Consider the following 15,667-nt stretch of genomic DNA (forward strand, 5'->3'; position numbering starts at 1 on the left):
GATACTTGCTGTTCGGAACTGATAGTTATTTGTATGCGGCTGTTAAAGTCGCATACTGTTCTCTCATCTCTCATCTCTCATCTCGATTCTTAACGAACTCTTAAATTAATCTATTAACTGTGATTCATAGCTGACTCTAAGTAATTGTGATCACAGTCTATATTTCTTGAAATAATTGTTTTTCATGTCACTAAAACATCGGTTATGCATCACAAGTCGCTGGGGATAGCTGTTAACATGTTTTTTTTGACTTTTTACATGGAAAAAAAATGAGAGAAGTTGAATTCAGGACAGTCGATCGTCTGTTTGTCAAAATGTCTATCAATGACAAGTTTTGGTTATTGTTCATTGCAATAGCTGCGGTTGTTATTGGTATTTCGGGCAGTCATTATTATTCTGCTTTGGCACGGATTGAGGCGGCATCCTTGATGCAGGCAGAAGCCAGAGTAACTGCAACAATGAATACTATTCAGTCAGCAGGACTCAGTTCTGAGGTGCAGACACAAACATTGGCGCGACAAAATATCCGACTTGTGTCAGGTAATGTAGTGTCATCTCGTCAGGGGGATGTGCTGACGGCGGCTGTTGCTGTACCAGGACAAGGCACAGCAGTATTGACTCAGTCTATTGGTAATGCCGAGGATGACGCTAAATCGCAGGCCCGCTCTCATTTTCTTTACTCTCTGTTGGTATTGCCGCCTGTTGGTCTGCTTTGCTACTGGCTTGCCACTTTCCTTGGTGGTGCGCTGTGGGTGATGTATCAAGCGACTCGTCGTATTGCCGACGGTGATTTAACCTCTCGCCTTGGTTTCCATGTAGGCCGCGATGAATTCGGTATCATCGGTTTCGAGCTGGACCGTACCATGGATACCTTGAGTGAACTGGTTGAAACGGTGAAGGAAAGTTCGGTCACCTTGCATGGCACAGCGTCAACATTCGGTCAGGAAGCTCAGAACTCAGAACAGCAGATCAATCAGCAATATGCCTCTTTGGATTCGGTCGCTACTGCGATGGAAGAGATGACTGCGTCAGCAAAAGATATCGCAGGTATTGCGGTGCAGGCTTGTGATCAGTCCGAACAGGATGCAACCAAAGTTGGCCAGAGCAACGAGAAAGTACAGAACGCCATTGTGGTGATCACTAAGCTGTCTGAACAGACAGACGCTGCTTCGGCAACAGTTAACAGCCTCAATGAAAAAGCAACTGAAATCACGGAAGTGATTACGACCATCAATGCAATTTCAGAACAGACTAACCTGCTAGCGTTGAATGCAGCCATTGAAGCGGCACGTGCCGGTGAACAGGGCCGAGGTTTTGCTGTTGTTGCTGACGAAGTTCGTACCCTAGCCGGACGAACCCAGCAGGCTACGGTTGAGATTCAGACGATGATCGATAAGCTTCAGGCTGAAACTAACGGGATCTCTCGGATCACTGAAGAAACGCTGGAGCAGGCATATCAGAGTCGCGAGATGATCACCGAAATCGGCGATGACGTAAACCAGATTGCTGAGTCAGCCAAGCTGGTGATGGATATGAGTACTCAGATCGCTGCCGCAGCTGAGCAGCAAACGGCGGTGGCGAACGATATTGCTTCTGAGTTGCATGATATCCGTAATCAGTCGAGTGTAATTCGTTCGGCAACAGAGCAGTCGGTTTCCGGCGTGCAAGAATTAACAGATGCTTCTCAAGCACTGGGTGATATTCTGGAAAAATACCGGACAGTAGGTGTAAACCAGGTCAACGGTTAATCTCCCCGTTTAGTTTTATTAATCAAATGCCAGTCTGCTCAAGCTGACTGGCATTTTTTTATGAATAAAAGGTTGTGGATTTCGGTGCTTAGAACTGCATTTATGCAATCTTGGCATATAAAAAGTATGTTTTTATGCATGGTTAGTATGAGGTGAATCACTGCATAAAGTCAGCTTGCTTGCTAGTCTCAAAGGGTAACCAATATTTTTGTTGTGGTTACAATGCGTTAATACATTGATGTATTTACAGAGGGGGATAGCTTATGAACACTCAGTTGACGATTACCATTGCGGGTCAGGATCACCCTCAATTAATTAATCAGCTTGCAGCGAAAACTCATGAACTGGGCGGCAAATGGTTGATCAGTAAAATTAATCGCCTTGATAACCAGATCGTGGGGATCATAAAAGTTGATATTCCCGCAGATAATGCGCAGCTACTGAAAGGTGAGTTCACCCGAATTCCCGAATTACATGCACGTGTTATTGATGTCACTCAGCCGGTTCCGCTGGGTAAATTTGAGCAGCTTAAGCTTAAAGTTGAATCTAATGATCGCTCTGGACTGGTACACGATCTAACTAATGTTCTGGATGATATCGGTATTGATATTATTCATATCGAAAACCATAGGATCGGTGTTCCGGATTTGGGTAAGGCACTGTTTGTTGCGGAGCTGCTGGTGGATGTTCCTGCTGAAGTGAATGTCGAGCAGCTACTGGAAGCCATGCAGCAGGTCGAAGAAGATATGCGGGTCAGTGTTGTAGATTAATATCAAACAGAACTAAAAAATAACGGAACGGTGCGAAGTGAATGCTTCGCACCGTTTTTTTGAAATTAGCAGGGTTGGAACTTGTTGGGCTATCGCTGGTTTTTAAGTTAACCTCAAATTGCTTATGTAAGACATATCTGAAAGTAACAGGCCATAGAATGAAAAAAGTATTTGCTCACCGCGGTATGTCGGCGCTTGCACCAGAAAATACGCTGGCTGCGTTTTCGCTGTGCCGCCAGCATGGTATTAAGTGGATTGAGTGTGATGTCGATATCCTGTCTGATGGAACAGTAGTTGTTTCCCACGATGATACGCTTGATCGTTGTACCGACCACAGCGGCAGCCTTTATGATATGACTCAGGCAGATTTGACCGAAATAGATGCCGGAAGTTGGTTTCATGATGATTATATTGGTGAACCGCTCCCGACATTTGAGCAGTTGATTGAGCTGGTTAATCAGCATCAGCTGAATATCAATGTTGAGATTAAGTCGTGTACTGCCGGCTGGGAGATGACGGATAAGTTGCTGACTAATGTTATCTCTGGGCTAGAGAAACTGGATTCAGAGCGAGAGTTGATCGTTTCTTGTTTCAATCACTTGGCATTAGCGGAATTTAAACGTCGCCGACCACAGACTCAGGTTGCCTGTCTGTTTGAAAGTGCAACACTTGGGGATGATTGGCAGTCAGTATTGCAGGCCTGTGAGGCAGACTATATCCATCCTGAAGATGAAGGTTTGACCCGGGAAATGGTGGAATCGTTCAAGGCGGCAGGTTGCAAGATAAATGTGTATACCGTTAATGATTTAGCTCGGGCCAACCAGCTATTTAATTGGGGAGTGGACGGGGTCTTTACCGACATTGCTCATCGCTTTCCGTCGAAATATAAGCAAAGCTGAATCACTTCAAGCCATTTATAAAACGTAAAAAAACGCAGGTTTCAGCCTGCGTTTTTTATTCTAAGAGGAATTAATTAGAATTCCTTATTCATTTTCTTTAGATAGCTGAGCAGGTTTTGTCGCTCGGTGTCATCCAGCTTTGCGGTAATGTCCTGAGTCAGTGCCAGGTGCAGGTTATCGTGCTCCTGGTACATTTCCTGCCCTTTCTCTGTCAGCTCAACCAGAATTGAACGGCGGTCAGATTCGTGCGGTCTGCGTTGTATCAGATCTGCATTAACCATTTTGTCGACCTGAACAGTCAGGGTGCCGGTAGTTACACCAATCTTATCTGCCAGTTCCTTCATGCGCATGGCACCGTGAACACCGAGAATTTCTACGATATGCACCTGAGGCAGGGTAAAGCCTTTACCTCTGACGACAGACTGCTCCCATGATGAAAGCTTCTCGTAAAACTCAATGATGGTGTGGTTTAACTGTTCAATCTCGTTCATCAAAAATCCGTTGTCAGTGTGCGTCCTGACAGCTGTTTACTTCTATGGTCAGGTGGCTGATTTTATCGAATTTCTCAAGTAATTGCTTGTAAACCTGCACCGGCTTCGGTTCATGGGTAACTAGCGAAATCATCGCAGCATAGTGGTTGGCACTAATTTTCCAGATATGCATATCACAGATCCTGATATCAGTGCCTTCTTCCAGTGTATTGATGATTTGTTGTTGATAGCCATCTTCAATACTGCTGTCGAGCAGGATAGGACCGGTTTGTTTCATCAGTCCCCAGGCCCAGCGGGTAATAATAACGGCACCGACGATCCCCATAATGGCATCAAGCCAGTTGAAGCCGTAGTACTTGCCAAATAACAGGGCAACGATTGCAAGCAACGAGGTTAAAGCATCAGCAAGGACGTGGAAATAGGCGGCTTTCAGGTTATGGTCATGATGGTGGTGAGTATGTTCATGACTGTGGTGATCATGATCATGATCGTGGTGGTGATCGTCTTTGAGCAAGAAGACACTGACTATGTTAACCGTCAGTCCGATGAACGCAACCAGGATCGCTTCGTTGAAACGGATCGCTTCTGGGGAGAACAGACGCAGAACAGATTCAACCATCATCAGCAATGCAACTAGGCCGAGGGCGATGGCACTGGTGAAACCGCCCAGAACACTTACCTTACCGGTACCGAATGAAAATGCTTTGTTGTTGGTGTGCTTTCGGGCATAGCGATAGGCAAAAATGGTGATAAGAAAAGCGGCCGCATGAGTACCCATATGCCAGCCATCGGCCAGCAAGGCCATTGAGCCGAAGACGCTGCCGGCTGTAATTTCGGCAACCATAGTGAGCAGGGTCAGCCACAATACCCAAAGAGTTCGTTTTTCACCGTTGGGGTTTATGGATACAAAGTCATGTTTATGTTGCCAATGGCTGATTGAGTGTGAATGCACTGTGTTGCTCCGTGTAAATTAGTTTGAAATTTATATTATTTGATTTTCAAAGTATATTTTCATCATATAGTTTGAAGATCAAGGTAAATTTCCTATTTGTTAGGATCTTCATCAAATAGCGTAGATTGGGTATAAAAAAACGCCTCCCTGATGACAGGAAGGCGCTTTTAAATTGAAGCAATGAAGAGGAGCTTTTTAGCCCTGGTTAGCGGTGGCTGCTTCTTCGGAAGGTACCTGAACTGGCTGCTCTGGTTTGGCCGGAGTTGGTGTCTGAATCTCTGCCGCTTCTGCAGGTGTTGCCGCAGGAGCTGAAGCCGGAGCCGGTGCAACTGTAGCTGTCTTAATTGGAGCTACTGGTACTGCTTGTACTGGTGCCGTTAGTGGTAGTACAGGTGCCTGCTGTGCAGCAAGAAGTTGGGCAGACAATTCAGCTACTTTTTTCTCAAGAATTGCAGCTCGGGCTTTTTCATCACCTAGTTCGCTACGCAGTTTTTGCTGGGCAATTGCAGACTCTTGCTCACCTTGCTGGTTAGCTTTGATGAAGTCGACAAGGTGTTTGCCTTGCTTGCTGATAGGTTGATCACGAACATCTTCTGAGCCAAGTGCAAGCGAGACATTCAGTAGGATCTTCTCGAAGCTCAGGACATGGCGCTCGTAGTCTTTTTCTGGCATCGCTTTTAGCTTTTTCACCACGTTAGCGATTTGCTGAGCGTGCTTCAGTGAGAACATAGCTTCGTCGGCTTTGTCGATGATTTGCGCTGTAGCGCGAGGTTCGGCTGCAATGAAAGCTTCAGCTGCTTTTACTGCTGCTGCACCCTGAGCCAGTGTTTCTGGCGCATGCATGCTGATACGGGCTTGCTTTAAGCGCTTAAGCTCTGTTTGTGCATCGTATAGGTAGATGCGGGTTACCGTGCGAACTTCAAGTGCGCGCTGCTTGCGAACAAGTTCTGGCTGGGCACTGATTGCTCTTTCTGCTTTTTCATCAGCAACATAGTCGACAAGCGTTTTAATTTTTCTCTCTAACTGTTTTGCTGAGGTAGGGTAATATTTAACAGCGTTAATTTTATTCAACTGATCGCGATAGCTAAGAGCTTCTTCTAATACTGTTTGCACTGAAACACGAATAGCTTCTGCTTTAGTTAAATGTGCATTAAATTTAGCAAGGCTTTCTTCTGTCGCCTGAATATTCGTTGTTGAGCTGAAGAAGCCACTGCTGCTATTAGCTTCACTAGGATCGAGTTCATATTCGGCATAATATTCTTTAGCTTCGGCAAGGGCATTTTGCGCATCACGAACCTGAAGTGTTGCAAACCAATCAAGTTTGTTTTCTTTCGCCTCTTGAAGTTTTTTCTCAGCTGAATCAATAGATTGCTTAACCTTATTGATTTGAACTGAAACTTGCTCCTGGGCCTGGTTGGTTTCCAATGGGAGCGATGATGTGGACGCTGAATCAGATGCACACCCTGACAGTGCAACAGCGGCAGCTAGTGCTGCAATTTTAAATTCCCTCTTCATGAGGACTCCTTGATTGTGGAATTAAACAATAAAAATAAAAACAATTAGCGCTGTAGTAATAATATACGCTGCCCGTATTTTAGATATATTTCACCAGAAATTAAATCGGATGAAACTTAATTATTGTGATTTTTGATGTCTAAATAAAATAGATGATTAATTGACAGTTTGATTAATTGCTGGTCACTTTTTTGACGCGTCGGAGGTTAGTGACGTAATTATTTCAACGGAGAACGTAGTGGTGAAAAAATACACAGAAAGAGAGTGCAGCAGTTATTGAAAACTGCTGCTGGCGGGTAGTTCACTTTATTCTGTTATTGCGCTGCGATAGAGATTTTATGTCAGGGGAAAGGTTCAGCTGTTCTGATTCAATTTTGCTTTAAGGTCCTGAGTTACAATCTCAAGGGCTGATAATGCAACTTCCGGTGAGATATCGTTGCTTTCGAGTAGGTAGATAAGGTCAACAGCCAGCTTGATCTCTTCCGGAGCATCATCAAGCGGGGTTTGTGTTTTGTTCGTTGTCATAATGCTTTTTGTCTAAATTTGTCATTAAGTACTTATCAGCGAGCTTAACATTTTTTCAGGCTTGCCAGCATTGTATGGTTTGGTGTTATGGCCTGAACATTCGTTCTGGTTGGTAAACCGCGATAGCTGCATGTACTAACTGAGTATGTAGTTCAACTAATTGTTGATGATCTTTACGGTATCCGCCACCAACGACAGCTGCGACAGGTATCCTGTCTCTGTGACAGTGGCTTAATACAAGGCGGTCTCGCTCGAATATTCCGTTTAGGCTGATATCGAAATAACCGAGCTCGTCATTCTTATGAATATCAACCCCGGCATCGTAGAGGATGAAATCTGGCTGGTGCTGGGCAAGGGCCAAGTTAAGAATGCTTTTGAAGGTCTCGAGGTATTCGTTGGTTGTTGTCGATTTGGGTAAGGCAAGATCGATATCCGAATCCGGCTTTCGAGCCGGGAAGTTTTTGTCACAGTGGACAGAAAACGTAATGATGTTTGGCTCATCGGCTAACAAGGTTGCGGTGCCGTCGCCTTGATGGACATCGCAGTCGATGATCATTACTTTTTCAATTCCATCTAATGTCAGGGCATGGCGGGCAGCAAAAGCCAGATCATTAATCAGGCAAAAGCCGCTGCCAAAATCATGATGTGCATGGTGATAACCGCCGCTGAGGTGGATCCCGATCCCATGTTTAAATGCAAGATCAACGGTGAGCCGGGTACCGGCGGCAGATATCAAAGTACGATCAATCAGTTGTTGACTCCATGGGAAGCCAATTCTGCGCATTTTTGCAGCAGGCAGGGAATTGTTTACCAGCGCCTCAATATAATCAGGGCAATGCAGGCTTTTCAGTTCATGTGCTTCGATGGGGACTGGCTGATGAAAGGCAGTAACGGCACGATTGGTAATGTTTAACTCGCAATTGAGGTAATCGTAAAGCCGCCGATATTTGGTTATCGGGTAGCGGTGTCCCTCAGGCAGATCGAGCTGGGAATAAATCGGATGATAAACAAGCGGTAGCATGAATTATCCTTTTCGCTCTCTCTGGCTGATCTCTTTTTCAATTTTGGCGAGTGATGCACGGCAACGGCTCAGGCGTCCATCTAGCGCCAGTACTTCTTTTTGCATTTTCTGCTGTTCTGCCAGTGTAGTACAGCGAGTAAGCATCATTTCTTTGTCTCGCTGCATGGCAGCCAGTCTGCGTTCCCAGTCCTGGTGTTGTGCCAGATCCTGATAGAGTTCATGAATCGGGCGGCGCCAGCCTTGATTTCGTTTAGGTTCATTTTTACGAATCTGCTTAGTTGCCAGTTCTCGCTGGATTGCCTGAATCTGTGCGACTAACTTTTCACAGATATGCTGAGTACGGGTTGTATTCAACTTTCCAGCCCTACGCTCATCCCTCAATGCTTTGATTTCGCTGCGGACTTCATTGACACAGGGGGTTAGTAGCTTACTCCTGCACAGGAAAAGCTGCTCATCAAACAGGGGGCGTTGTGCTTCACCGCGTTTGCGATCTGTCTGAGCCGCTTCGTGTGCCAGTTGGTCAAGGATATTTTCCAGGCGTTTTAAATCAGGCATAGAGTTTCCGTAAATCAGAACCAGGCTTGCCAGGCTAGTTTAATGGCTAATACGATAACGACCGTCACAAATACCGGACGGATGAATTTGGCACCGAACCGAATGGCAGAGTGGGCACCAATGTAAGCACCCAGCATTAAGCATAAGCCCATGGTCAGGCCGAGGGCGAAATTAATATGTCCCAATACCGCAAAGGTAATGAGGGAAGTCATATTACTGGTGAAGTTCATGGCTTTTGCCAGTCCAGATGCCATAAGGATATCCAGACGGTAGAGTGCCATATTTGAAACGGTCCAAAATGCTCCGGTTCCGGGGCCGGCGAGGCCATCATAAAAACCGAGAGTGCTTCCCTGCAGCCACTGTTTTTTTGTTAGCTGGCGACATTTTTCCGGGAGCTTGTGTTCTTTGCCTTTTGGGTGCGGGTGCCAGACTGTGTAAATAGCAACGGCCAAAATGATTAGAGGTAGTACTTTTTCAAGCAAGTCGGTACTGATGAGATCTACAACTAAAGTACCGCCAATGGCACCGCAAAGGGTGGCCAGGAATGATGCACGCCAGAACGCCGGAGAAAACAGTTGCTTCCGGTAATAGGTCCATGCTGCAGTTGATGATGCAAACGTTGCGGCTAATTTATTGGTTCCCAGTGCGATATGTGGCGGTAGCCCGAGAGACAGTAGCGCCGGGACAGTCAGCATTCCGCCTCCACCGGCAACGGCATCAATAAATCCTGCAGCGAAAGCTACCAGACCAAGTATGATCATCACACCTGGTTCAATCATTTCTATCATTAATCGTTATCTTGGTTGATCAGTCTTATGGATATTCGATGACGCGTTTAAATGGCGGTAAAGAGTCCAGCAATGCCTTGCCGTAGCGGCGGTTAATCACCCTGCGGTCAAGCAGCACGACTCTACCAGAATCCTGTTCTTTTCGCAGCAGGCGTCCGGCAGATTGGATCAGCTTTTTACTGGCTTCCGGTACTGAAATCTGCAGGAAAGGATTGCCGCCACGGCTTTCAATATATTCGGCATGAGCTTCTTCGACCGGTGAGGTCGGTACTGCAAATGGGATTTTTGTAATAATAAGGTTAGTCAGCAAGTCTCCCGGCAGGTCGAGCCCTTCAGAAAAACTGCCCGTACCGAATAAAATGCTGGTTTTACCTTTTTTACAGTTTTCTTTATGTTTTTTTAGGGTTTCATTTCGGGATTCTTCACCCTGAACCAGTAGTTCCCACTTATTTTTCTTCGCTAAAGGTTTGAGTTCTTCGGCGACTTTGTTCATCTGCCAGTAGGAAGAGAACAGAACCAGGCTCGATTTCTCACCTTCCAGATATTCTGGCAGCGTTTTGATCAGCAGGTCAGTGAATTTTTCTGCCTGCGGTTCCAGCGACATCGCCGGAATAACTAATCTGGCGTTATTTTGGTAGTCAAAAGGGGAAGCCAGCGCCAGAAAGCGGGTTCCGTCTGTTTCAAAGATCCCTGCTTGCTTACAGAAGTAGTCAAATTTGTTCAGTGCTCTAATGGTTGCCGATACCAGCACTGAGCCAGCTGCTCGGCTCCAGAGTTGCTGATCAAGGCGATAGCCGACTTCAAGCGGCGAGACTTCAATAATATAGTCGCCTTCCCGATCCGGGTTCTTTTCTATCCAGCGCGCAAGCGGAGCACCTTTATCCTTATTTGGTTGAGCCATTAATGCCCAGACTTTTTCCAGGTTCTCCAGACGTTGCAAATAAAAGCCGGATTCAGCCAGAGCAGGTTCGCCTAGGCGAGCCATGATTTCATTGTCTTTCAGGCGTTCTGCAATTAAGTCATGGATTTTACCGAGTGATTGCAGTGCTTTTTTGCTGGCTTCTTTACAACTTTTGGCTTCTTCTGTCAGCCAGGTCGGTAGTTCGCCGTGCTCAAAACGATAGATGCCATCCTTATTAAATAGGCTTGGGTCGATATTTTTAGCGATTTGCCGCAGCGCCGGGATAAGGTGGGCGATGTTTTCATTTAGTGTGGTCTGGAAGCGGCCTGACTTTTTATAGTCAGCAAGTTCCGCCATTTTGGCTGTTGATTGATTCAGCTTTTCAAGCCAGTTTGAAGCCCCGATCAAGCTCGCAGCTGCGGCAGAGAAATCACGGGCAACCTGAGGCAGGTGATGAGCTTCGTCAATCACATAAATGGTTTGTTCAGGCTCAGGCAGAATAATGCCTCCGCCAAGTTCAATATCTGCCATCAGCAGAGCATGGTTCGCAACGATCACATCAGCTTTTTCCAAATGCTCACGGGCTTTGGCAAAAGGGCAGTTACGGTGCTTTGGCAAACCGGCATGACAGCTGTGTTTGTCGGCAACGATTTGCTGCCAGATTCGGTCCGGTATCGTTGTTGGCCAACTGTCACGATCTCCGTCCCACTTCTGTGTCTCTTTTGCTTTCAGCATTCGCTTCAAAAGTTCTAAATCGGACTTTTTAGGTTTTTCTTCCCAAAGTGCAACCTGTTGGTCGGCCTCTGTACTACAGCTGGCTTCCAGTTTGTGACTACAGCAATAGCGCTGCCTTCCTTTAGCCAGAATAAAGCTGAACTCTTTAGGAAAAATGCGGTTGAACATAGGAAGGTCTTTATGGATGAGCTGTTCCTGAAGCGCAACCGTGGCGGTGGATATCAGGATTTTTTTATTGTTGAACAAAGCAAATGGAATGCCGCCCAACAGATATGAAAGAGATTTACCTATTCCAGTCCCTGCTTCAGCAACTAGCATCCGGTGTTTTGGGTGATATTCACCAGCTAAAGTTTTGGCGATTTCTGCCACAAGATAGTTTTGTGCTCGTCTGGGAATGAAGTTGTCAAGCTGGTTTCCCAGGTTCTCATAGCATTGTTTGATATCACGTTTTATCTGGCTGTGTAGCATAACTGAAACATTGTCGGGACAGGGGCGGGCAGTATACCACGAACCGATAAATGTGAGCGTCGGCGTGTTCTGGATAATTTCATGAGCAAAATGGGATTTTGGTCACGAAATAAGATTGAACCTATTTTAGAAAAACTGGTGAGCTCTTTATAAACAATGGATTAACTATATACACTGTCATTCTATAGGGGTTTATTCTGTTATTTGTGTTTTTTTATTCTTTTTGTAGTTTTTTATCTTGTTATTTGTGCTTATTAAATAAGCGTTCAGTTAGTGGTTTTGTGGTGAATGGTGTGCAATAAACACTCAGCAAGGGGGGTAAGTTGTTGATAGTTATTCCATTTGAGGTTTTTTGATGTGTGTTTTAGGTTATTTGACATCAAGATGAAATTTCTGTCAGGATGAGTCCCACAAGTTACTCATCTTTGGTTTTTTTATCTTTCTTCATGTAAAGAACGAATCAAAACCAGAGGCGATATAAAGAAAAGGAATTCTGGAAACAGGAATTCCAGTCTAAATAAGAAAAGGCAGTGGATATCATGAAAAAGACTCTTCTTGCACTATCAGTTCTAGCAGTAGCAGGTACTGCTAACGCAGGTATCAACCTATACGATGCAGACGGTGTAACTGTTGACCTATCAGCAGCAGCTGAAGTTCAGTACTACCAAGGTTATGCTGAAGAAGAAGGCAATGGCCTGACTGAAGCTGACGGTAAAATTCGTCTAGACGACGGTGACCTAGCTCTGAACACTACAGTTGCTGTAACTGATCAGCTAAACACTGTTGCTGGCATCGCATTCAAGTTCGAAGATCAAGAAGTTAAGAACGACGAACTATGGGTTGGTATCGGTGGTGACTTCGGTACTATGACATTTGGTCGTCAGCTACTAATTGCTGATGATTCAGGTATCGGTAAAGATGTTGAGCTAGGTGGTGAAGCAATTGACTTCGTTACAACCGAAGGTGACCAGGTTTTCAAATACGTATTTGACAACGGTCAGTTCTACGCTGGCGTTTCTGCTCTTCTAAACTCTGACGGTAAAGACAAAACTTCTGACGAAGGTCAGGTTATTGATGGTCGTCTAGGTGCTCGCTTCGGTGATCTTGATGCACGTGTTTACCTATACACTTCAGAAGATATGAAGGGTGCTGGTAGCTCTCGTGACGGCTTCAACCTAGAAGCTGAGTACACTATGGGTGCAATGAGCTTTGCTGGTTCTTACGGTCAAATCGAAGACGAAACAGCAGCGAAAGCTAAGACTGACATCGACGTAATCATGCTGGCTGGTTCATACACTATGGACAAGACTACTTTCGCAGCTGGTTACAACTTCTACGATGTAGATTCTGCTGGCTCTGATGACGTTAACTCTTTCTACGCTAACGTTACTCAGCAGCTTCACAGCAATGTTAAAGTATACGGTGAAGTTGGTTACACTGACCTAGAATTCACAGACGTACTTAACAACAACAAGAAAACTGATGCTGGCTTCGGTTACGTAGTTGGTATGGAAGTTCTATTCTAAGATTGCTTTAATCTGAGAATTAAGAAAAAGCCGCCTTTGGGCGGCTTTTTTGTTATTTTATGTCGCAGTATTTACAGCATGAATTAGGGATGAAGATGAAAAAAGTTCTAATTGCTGGTTTGATGACATTACCACTAAGCCTTCAGGCTGCCACTTTGTCAACCGGTGACGATATTAAGTTATTGGTTGTTGATGGTAAGAAAGTGGAGTCCTCATTCTGGTCGCCGACAGAAAGCATTGAGCTGACTCCCGGTAAACATCAGGTTGTCATTCGTTTTGACGGAGAGTTGAAGAACGGCTCTAAAGGTAAAATGTTCACCAGCCGTCCATACCTGTTTGAAATGAATGTGCCAGAAGAGGACTCAGTTATTACTCTTCCTCGCTTGGCAACATACTCTCAGGCCAAAGAGCATTTCAGACGCGGACCACAATGGCAGCTTGAGCTGAAAAACGGTTCAGTGCAGGATTTGGAATACGTTGCACTGCAAGGGAAAGGTTTTGCAGCCTTCAGTAAGATGGAAGCGGTTGTCGCTGAATATAACCGTCAGCACGGCATTACATTTGAGCAGGGCTATGCGGTTGACCTGAAAAAAGCGGCTGTAGAAGTCACTGAAACAGGTGAAGTGAAGATCACCGGTGATGCGCTTGCTCAGCTGAAGCTATGGTACAGCAAAGCGAATGCTGAAGAAAAAGCAGCGTTCCAGCAGTGGGCTAAAGAGCAGGACGCACTGTGATTTAATGCTCATTGTTATTAATTCTACCGGGTTAAAGCAACCGGAATCTTGCGGGGCAATCTGACTTTCGGATATTAGTATTGGAATCTGATTGGTGATTTGTCCCGCTTGTTTTGTTCAGGCATGATGGTAACGGCTGTGAATGCGGCAAGCGCGACAGCGTGGTTGTGCCGGATCAGCTTGCAGATCTTCCATTTCAATTTCCTCTTCACAGTCCACACACAGCCCGTACATACCTAGTTTAATTGAGCATACGGCGGCATCCACTTTCTCCATTCTAACGGCCATATCAAAGAGGTTCGGAATAAAGGATGATTTCGCCATAGTGATCAGTTCACTGAGGTCGGCGTTTTTAATCGCTTCTGCTGACGGCACCAGCGTGTTGAGCTGCATTTCGTGCCTTAGTTCGTTGGCTAGAGCACCATGTTCCTGAGCCAGCTGTTCTTGCAGAAGCTGGTAAGTAATCTCTGACGTTGTCATATCTCTGTATTGTCTTAATTTGTAATATTTTCAGTCTAAGGTTGCTGACGCGATTGATTGTGATTTGAATCAAACCTTTAGAGGGTAATCAGGTTAATAACCCTAATTTTGTTCGGTTTTTGTCGCATAACTAATCCGATATATTGATTTTGCTTAAGAACGAACCCAGAACTGGTTCTAGGACTGGCCCCAAAGAAGGGCTGGAAAAGTATTAGTTATAACCCTCAATAAAGGAAGCGTAACATGGAACAAGGATTTAAAGACCCTTATAATTTTAAGTATTTTGTCGGTTTTCTGATGGCATTAGCATTGCCGACATTGCCTGCAAGTTTGACCTGGCTGGGTGTGTTGGCTTCATAATACCAACAGCTCTCTGCCCGGCAGGAGAGGGGATGTGAAAGACTTAGTTAAGCGAGTTTTACTGCTCAGTATCGGTTGGTTATCTGTGGTTTTAGGCGTACTTGGTGTATTTCTGCCATTGTTGCCGACAACGCCTTTCCTGCTATTAGCCAGTGCCTGCTTTATGCGCGGTTCCCCCCACCTGAGCCGCTGGCTACATCAACATCCTCATTTTGGTCCTGTTTTGCGTAACTGGCATGAAAACCGGGCTATATCAAAAACAGTGAAGCGCCGGGCTAATATCACCATTGTTGCCAGCTTTTCGCTGTCGATTCTTCTGGTGCCTTTGCTTTGGCATAAAGTCATGCTGGTAGTGATTGGTACGGTTCTGCTGGTTTGGTTTAACCGGCTGCCTGTAATTGAAAATCAAAGTAAACCATTACATCAGCAGGTTATCAGTAAGTAATCCGACCTGTGTCAAATTTAGCTCTGATTGGTGGTAAAGTTACAAGCATATTTGTTGCTCCGTCTGGGGAAAATCAATAATATTTGCTTTTGGATTTTATTTGCCTGCTGATAATGGGTAACCACAGCAGGCTTTTTAATTAGCTCTACAGCCCTTGCCTGAAAGGTGCACGGAAAATGATTATGACTCAAGAAAACCTCGCTTTGATCAAGAGCAGCATCAAATCAATCCCAGACTATCCAAAGCCGGGCATTTTGTTCCGCGACGTAACAAGCCTGATGGAAAACCCAACGGCATATAGCCTGACGATGAAAGTGTTGCTTGAACAGTTCCGCGATAAAGGTATTACCAAGGTGATCGGAACTGAAGCGCGTGGTTTTCTGTTTGGTGCACCTCTTGCGCTGGAACTGGGTGTAGGTTTCGTTCCTGTTCGTAAGCCTGGCAAACTACCACGTGAAGTGATTGGCGAAAGCTATGAACTGGAATATGGTCAGGATACGCTGGAAATTCACGTAGATGCCATTGAAGAAGGCGACAAGGTACTGCTTGTTGATGATTTGCTGGCAACCGGCGGTACCATTGAAGCAACAACCAAATTGGTTCGTCGCCTTGGTGGTGTTGTTGAAGATGCGGCGTTTGTTATTAACCTGCCTGAGCTGGGCGGCGCTAAACGTTTGGAAGGCATTGGCCTGAACATCTTCAGCATTTGTGACTTCGAAGGTCACTAATTCCTCCCCGCCGGTCTTTCTGGCGA

The 15,667-nt window shown here is 45.4% G+C and carries 16 protein-coding genes; 7 read left to right on the plus strand and 9 right to left on the minus strand.

Features of this window, described 5'->3' with window-relative positions:
- The first annotated feature begins 269 nt into the window (after positions 1 to 269).
- From AACQ93_RS04815 to AACQ93_RS04825, 3 genes are all read left to right on the plus strand, one after another.
- Entirely contained in the window at positions 270 to 1,748 is a 1,479-nt protein-coding gene (locus tag AACQ93_RS04815; protein WP_064602554.1) for a methyl-accepting chemotaxis protein, read from the plus strand.
- Between the two features lie 263 nt (positions 1,749 to 2,011).
- A complete protein-coding gene (locus tag AACQ93_RS04820; protein WP_007461637.1) occupies positions 2,012 to 2,518 on the plus strand; it encodes a glycine cleavage system protein R in 507 nt (168 codons plus the stop codon).
- A 158-nt stretch (positions 2,519 to 2,676) separates the two neighbouring features.
- Positions 2,677 to 3,417 carry a glycerophosphoryl diester phosphodiesterase gene (locus AACQ93_RS04825; RefSeq protein WP_064606496.1) on the plus strand — a complete coding sequence of 247 codons (741 nt, stop codon included), beginning with the start codon at positions 2,677 to 2,679 and terminating at the stop codon, positions 3,415 to 3,417.
- 74 nt (positions 3,418 to 3,491) lie between these two features.
- Here the strand turns inward: AACQ93_RS04825 and AACQ93_RS04830 are convergent, their stop codons facing one another.
- The 8 genes from AACQ93_RS04830 to dinG all read right to left on the minus strand — a co-directional run bounded on the left by AACQ93_RS04830 (position 3,492) and on the right by dinG (position 11,368).
- Positions 3,492 to 3,908 carry a MarR family winged helix-turn-helix transcriptional regulator gene (locus AACQ93_RS04830; protein ID WP_064602556.1) on the minus strand — a complete coding sequence of 139 codons (417 nt, stop codon included), beginning with the start codon at positions 3,906 to 3,908 and terminating at the stop codon, positions 3,492 to 3,494.
- Positions 3,909 to 3,921: 13 nt separating this feature from the next.
- The gene (gene dmeF / locus AACQ93_RS04835) at positions 3,922 to 4,860 is read right to left on the minus strand and encodes a CDF family Co(II)/Ni(II) efflux transporter DmeF (RefSeq protein ID WP_369808735.1); all 939 of its coding nucleotides are present in this window, start codon (positions 4,858 to 4,860) and stop codon (positions 3,922 to 3,924) included.
- Positions 4,861 to 5,055: 195 nt separating this feature from the next.
- On the minus strand, positions 5,056 to 6,375 hold the full coding sequence (locus AACQ93_RS04840; protein ID WP_064602562.1) for a hypothetical protein: 1,320 nt from the start codon (positions 6,373 to 6,375) through the stop codon (positions 5,056 to 5,058).
- Between the two features lie 354 nt (positions 6,376 to 6,729).
- Positions 6,730 to 6,900 carry a pleiotropic regulatory protein RsmS gene (gene rsmS / locus AACQ93_RS04845; protein WP_084418971.1) on the minus strand — a complete coding sequence of 57 codons (171 nt, stop codon included), beginning with the start codon at positions 6,898 to 6,900 and terminating at the stop codon, positions 6,730 to 6,732.
- Positions 6,901 to 6,985: 85 nt separating this feature from the next.
- Entirely contained in the window at positions 6,986 to 7,921 is a 936-nt protein-coding gene (locus tag AACQ93_RS04850; RefSeq protein WP_064602564.1) for a histone deacetylase family protein, read from the minus strand.
- A gap of 3 nt (positions 7,922 to 7,924) precedes the next feature.
- The gene (gene priC / locus AACQ93_RS04855; RefSeq protein WP_007461656.1) at positions 7,925 to 8,476 is read right to left on the minus strand and encodes a primosomal replication protein PriC; all 552 of its coding nucleotides are present in this window, start codon (positions 8,474 to 8,476) and stop codon (positions 7,925 to 7,927) included.
- A gap of 14 nt (positions 8,477 to 8,490) precedes the next feature.
- On the minus strand, positions 8,491 to 9,264 hold the full coding sequence (locus AACQ93_RS04860; protein ID WP_064602566.1) for a sulfite exporter TauE/SafE family protein: 774 nt from the start codon (positions 9,262 to 9,264) through the stop codon (positions 8,491 to 8,493).
- Between the two features lie 25 nt (positions 9,265 to 9,289).
- Positions 9,290 to 11,368: an ATP-dependent DNA helicase DinG gene (gene dinG, locus AACQ93_RS04865; protein ID WP_064602568.1), complete on the minus strand. Its 2,079-nt coding sequence runs from the start codon at positions 11,366 to 11,368 to the stop codon at positions 9,290 to 9,292.
- 539 nt (positions 11,369 to 11,907) lie between these two features.
- Between dinG and AACQ93_RS04870 the strand changes: the two genes are divergently transcribed.
- A complete protein-coding gene (locus AACQ93_RS04870) occupies positions 11,908 to 12,894 on the plus strand; it encodes a porin (protein ID WP_064602570.1) in 987 nt (328 codons plus the stop codon).
- A 95-nt stretch (positions 12,895 to 12,989) separates the two neighbouring features.
- Entirely contained in the window at positions 12,990 to 13,628 is a 639-nt protein-coding gene (locus tag AACQ93_RS04875; RefSeq protein ID WP_064606500.1) for a YccT family protein, read from the plus strand.
- Between the two features lie 117 nt (positions 13,629 to 13,745).
- Here AACQ93_RS04875 and AACQ93_RS04880 read toward each other — a convergent pair whose 3' ends face one another.
- Positions 13,746 to 14,108, minus strand: coding sequence for a TraR/DksA C4-type zinc finger protein (locus tag AACQ93_RS04880; RefSeq protein WP_064602572.1), 363 nt, complete (start codon positions 14,106 to 14,108; stop codon positions 13,746 to 13,748).
- Positions 14,109 to 14,502: 394 nt separating this feature from the next.
- On the opposite strand from AACQ93_RS04880, the gene AACQ93_RS04885 reads away from it, so the two are divergent.
- Complete coding sequence (locus AACQ93_RS04885) at positions 14,503 to 14,913, plus strand: YbaN family protein (RefSeq protein WP_064602574.1); 411 nt, start codon at positions 14,503 to 14,505, stop codon at positions 14,911 to 14,913.
- Between the two features lie 182 nt (positions 14,914 to 15,095).
- The gene (gene apt, locus AACQ93_RS04890; protein ID WP_064606502.1) at positions 15,096 to 15,641 is read left to right on the plus strand and encodes an adenine phosphoribosyltransferase; all 546 of its coding nucleotides are present in this window, start codon (positions 15,096 to 15,098) and stop codon (positions 15,639 to 15,641) included.
- Positions 15,642 to 15,667 lie beyond the last annotated feature (26 nt).

Origin of the sequence: Photobacterium sp. J15 (assembly GCF_963870815.1) — a bacterium.
GTDB classification, from domain to species: Bacteria; Pseudomonadota; Gammaproteobacteria; order Enterobacterales; family Vibrionaceae; genus Photobacterium; species Photobacterium marinum.

Coding starts and splice junctions, on each gene's coding strand:
- AACQ93_RS04815 (WP_064602554.1), top strand. CDS start 270: ATGAGAGAAGTTGAATTCAGGACAGTCGATCGTCTGTTTGTCAAAATG.
- AACQ93_RS04820 (WP_007461637.1), top strand. CDS start 2,012: ATGAACACTCAGTTGACGATTACCATTGCGGGTCAGGATCACCCTCAA.
- AACQ93_RS04825 (WP_064606496.1), top strand. CDS start 2,677: ATGAAAAAAGTATTTGCTCACCGCGGTATGTCGGCGCTTGCACCAGAA.
- AACQ93_RS04830 (WP_064602556.1), bottom strand. CDS start 3,908: ATGAACGAGATTGAACAGTTAAACCACACCATCATTGAGTTTTACGAG.
- AACQ93_RS04840 (WP_064602562.1), bottom strand. CDS start 6,375: ATGAAGAGGGAATTTAAAATTGCAGCACTAGCTGCCGCTGTTGCACTG.
- rsmS (WP_084418971.1), bottom strand. CDS start 6,900: ATGACAACGAACAAAACACAAACCCCGCTTGATGATGCTCCGGAAGAG.
- AACQ93_RS04850 (WP_064602564.1), bottom strand. CDS start 7,921: ATGCTACCGCTTGTTTATCATCCGATTTATTCCCAGCTCGATCTGCCT.
- priC (WP_007461656.1), bottom strand. CDS start 8,476: ATGCCTGATTTAAAACGCCTGGAAAATATCCTTGACCAACTGGCACAC.
- AACQ93_RS04860 (WP_064602566.1), bottom strand. CDS start 9,264: ATGATAGAAATGATTGAACCAGGTGTGATGATCATACTTGGTCTGGTA.
- dinG (WP_064602568.1), bottom strand. CDS start 11,368: ATGCTACACAGCCAGATAAAACGTGATATCAAACAATGCTATGAGAAC.
- AACQ93_RS04870 (WP_064602570.1), top strand. CDS start 11,908: ATGAAAAAGACTCTTCTTGCACTATCAGTTCTAGCAGTAGCAGGTACT.
- AACQ93_RS04875 (WP_064606500.1), top strand. CDS start 12,990: ATGAAAAAAGTTCTAATTGCTGGTTTGATGACATTACCACTAAGCCTT.
- AACQ93_RS04880 (WP_064602572.1), bottom strand. CDS start 14,108: ATGACAACGTCAGAGATTACTTACCAGCTTCTGCAAGAACAGCTGGCT.
- apt (WP_064606502.1), top strand. CDS start 15,096: ATGACTCAAGAAAACCTCGCTTTGATCAAGAGCAGCATCAAATCAATC.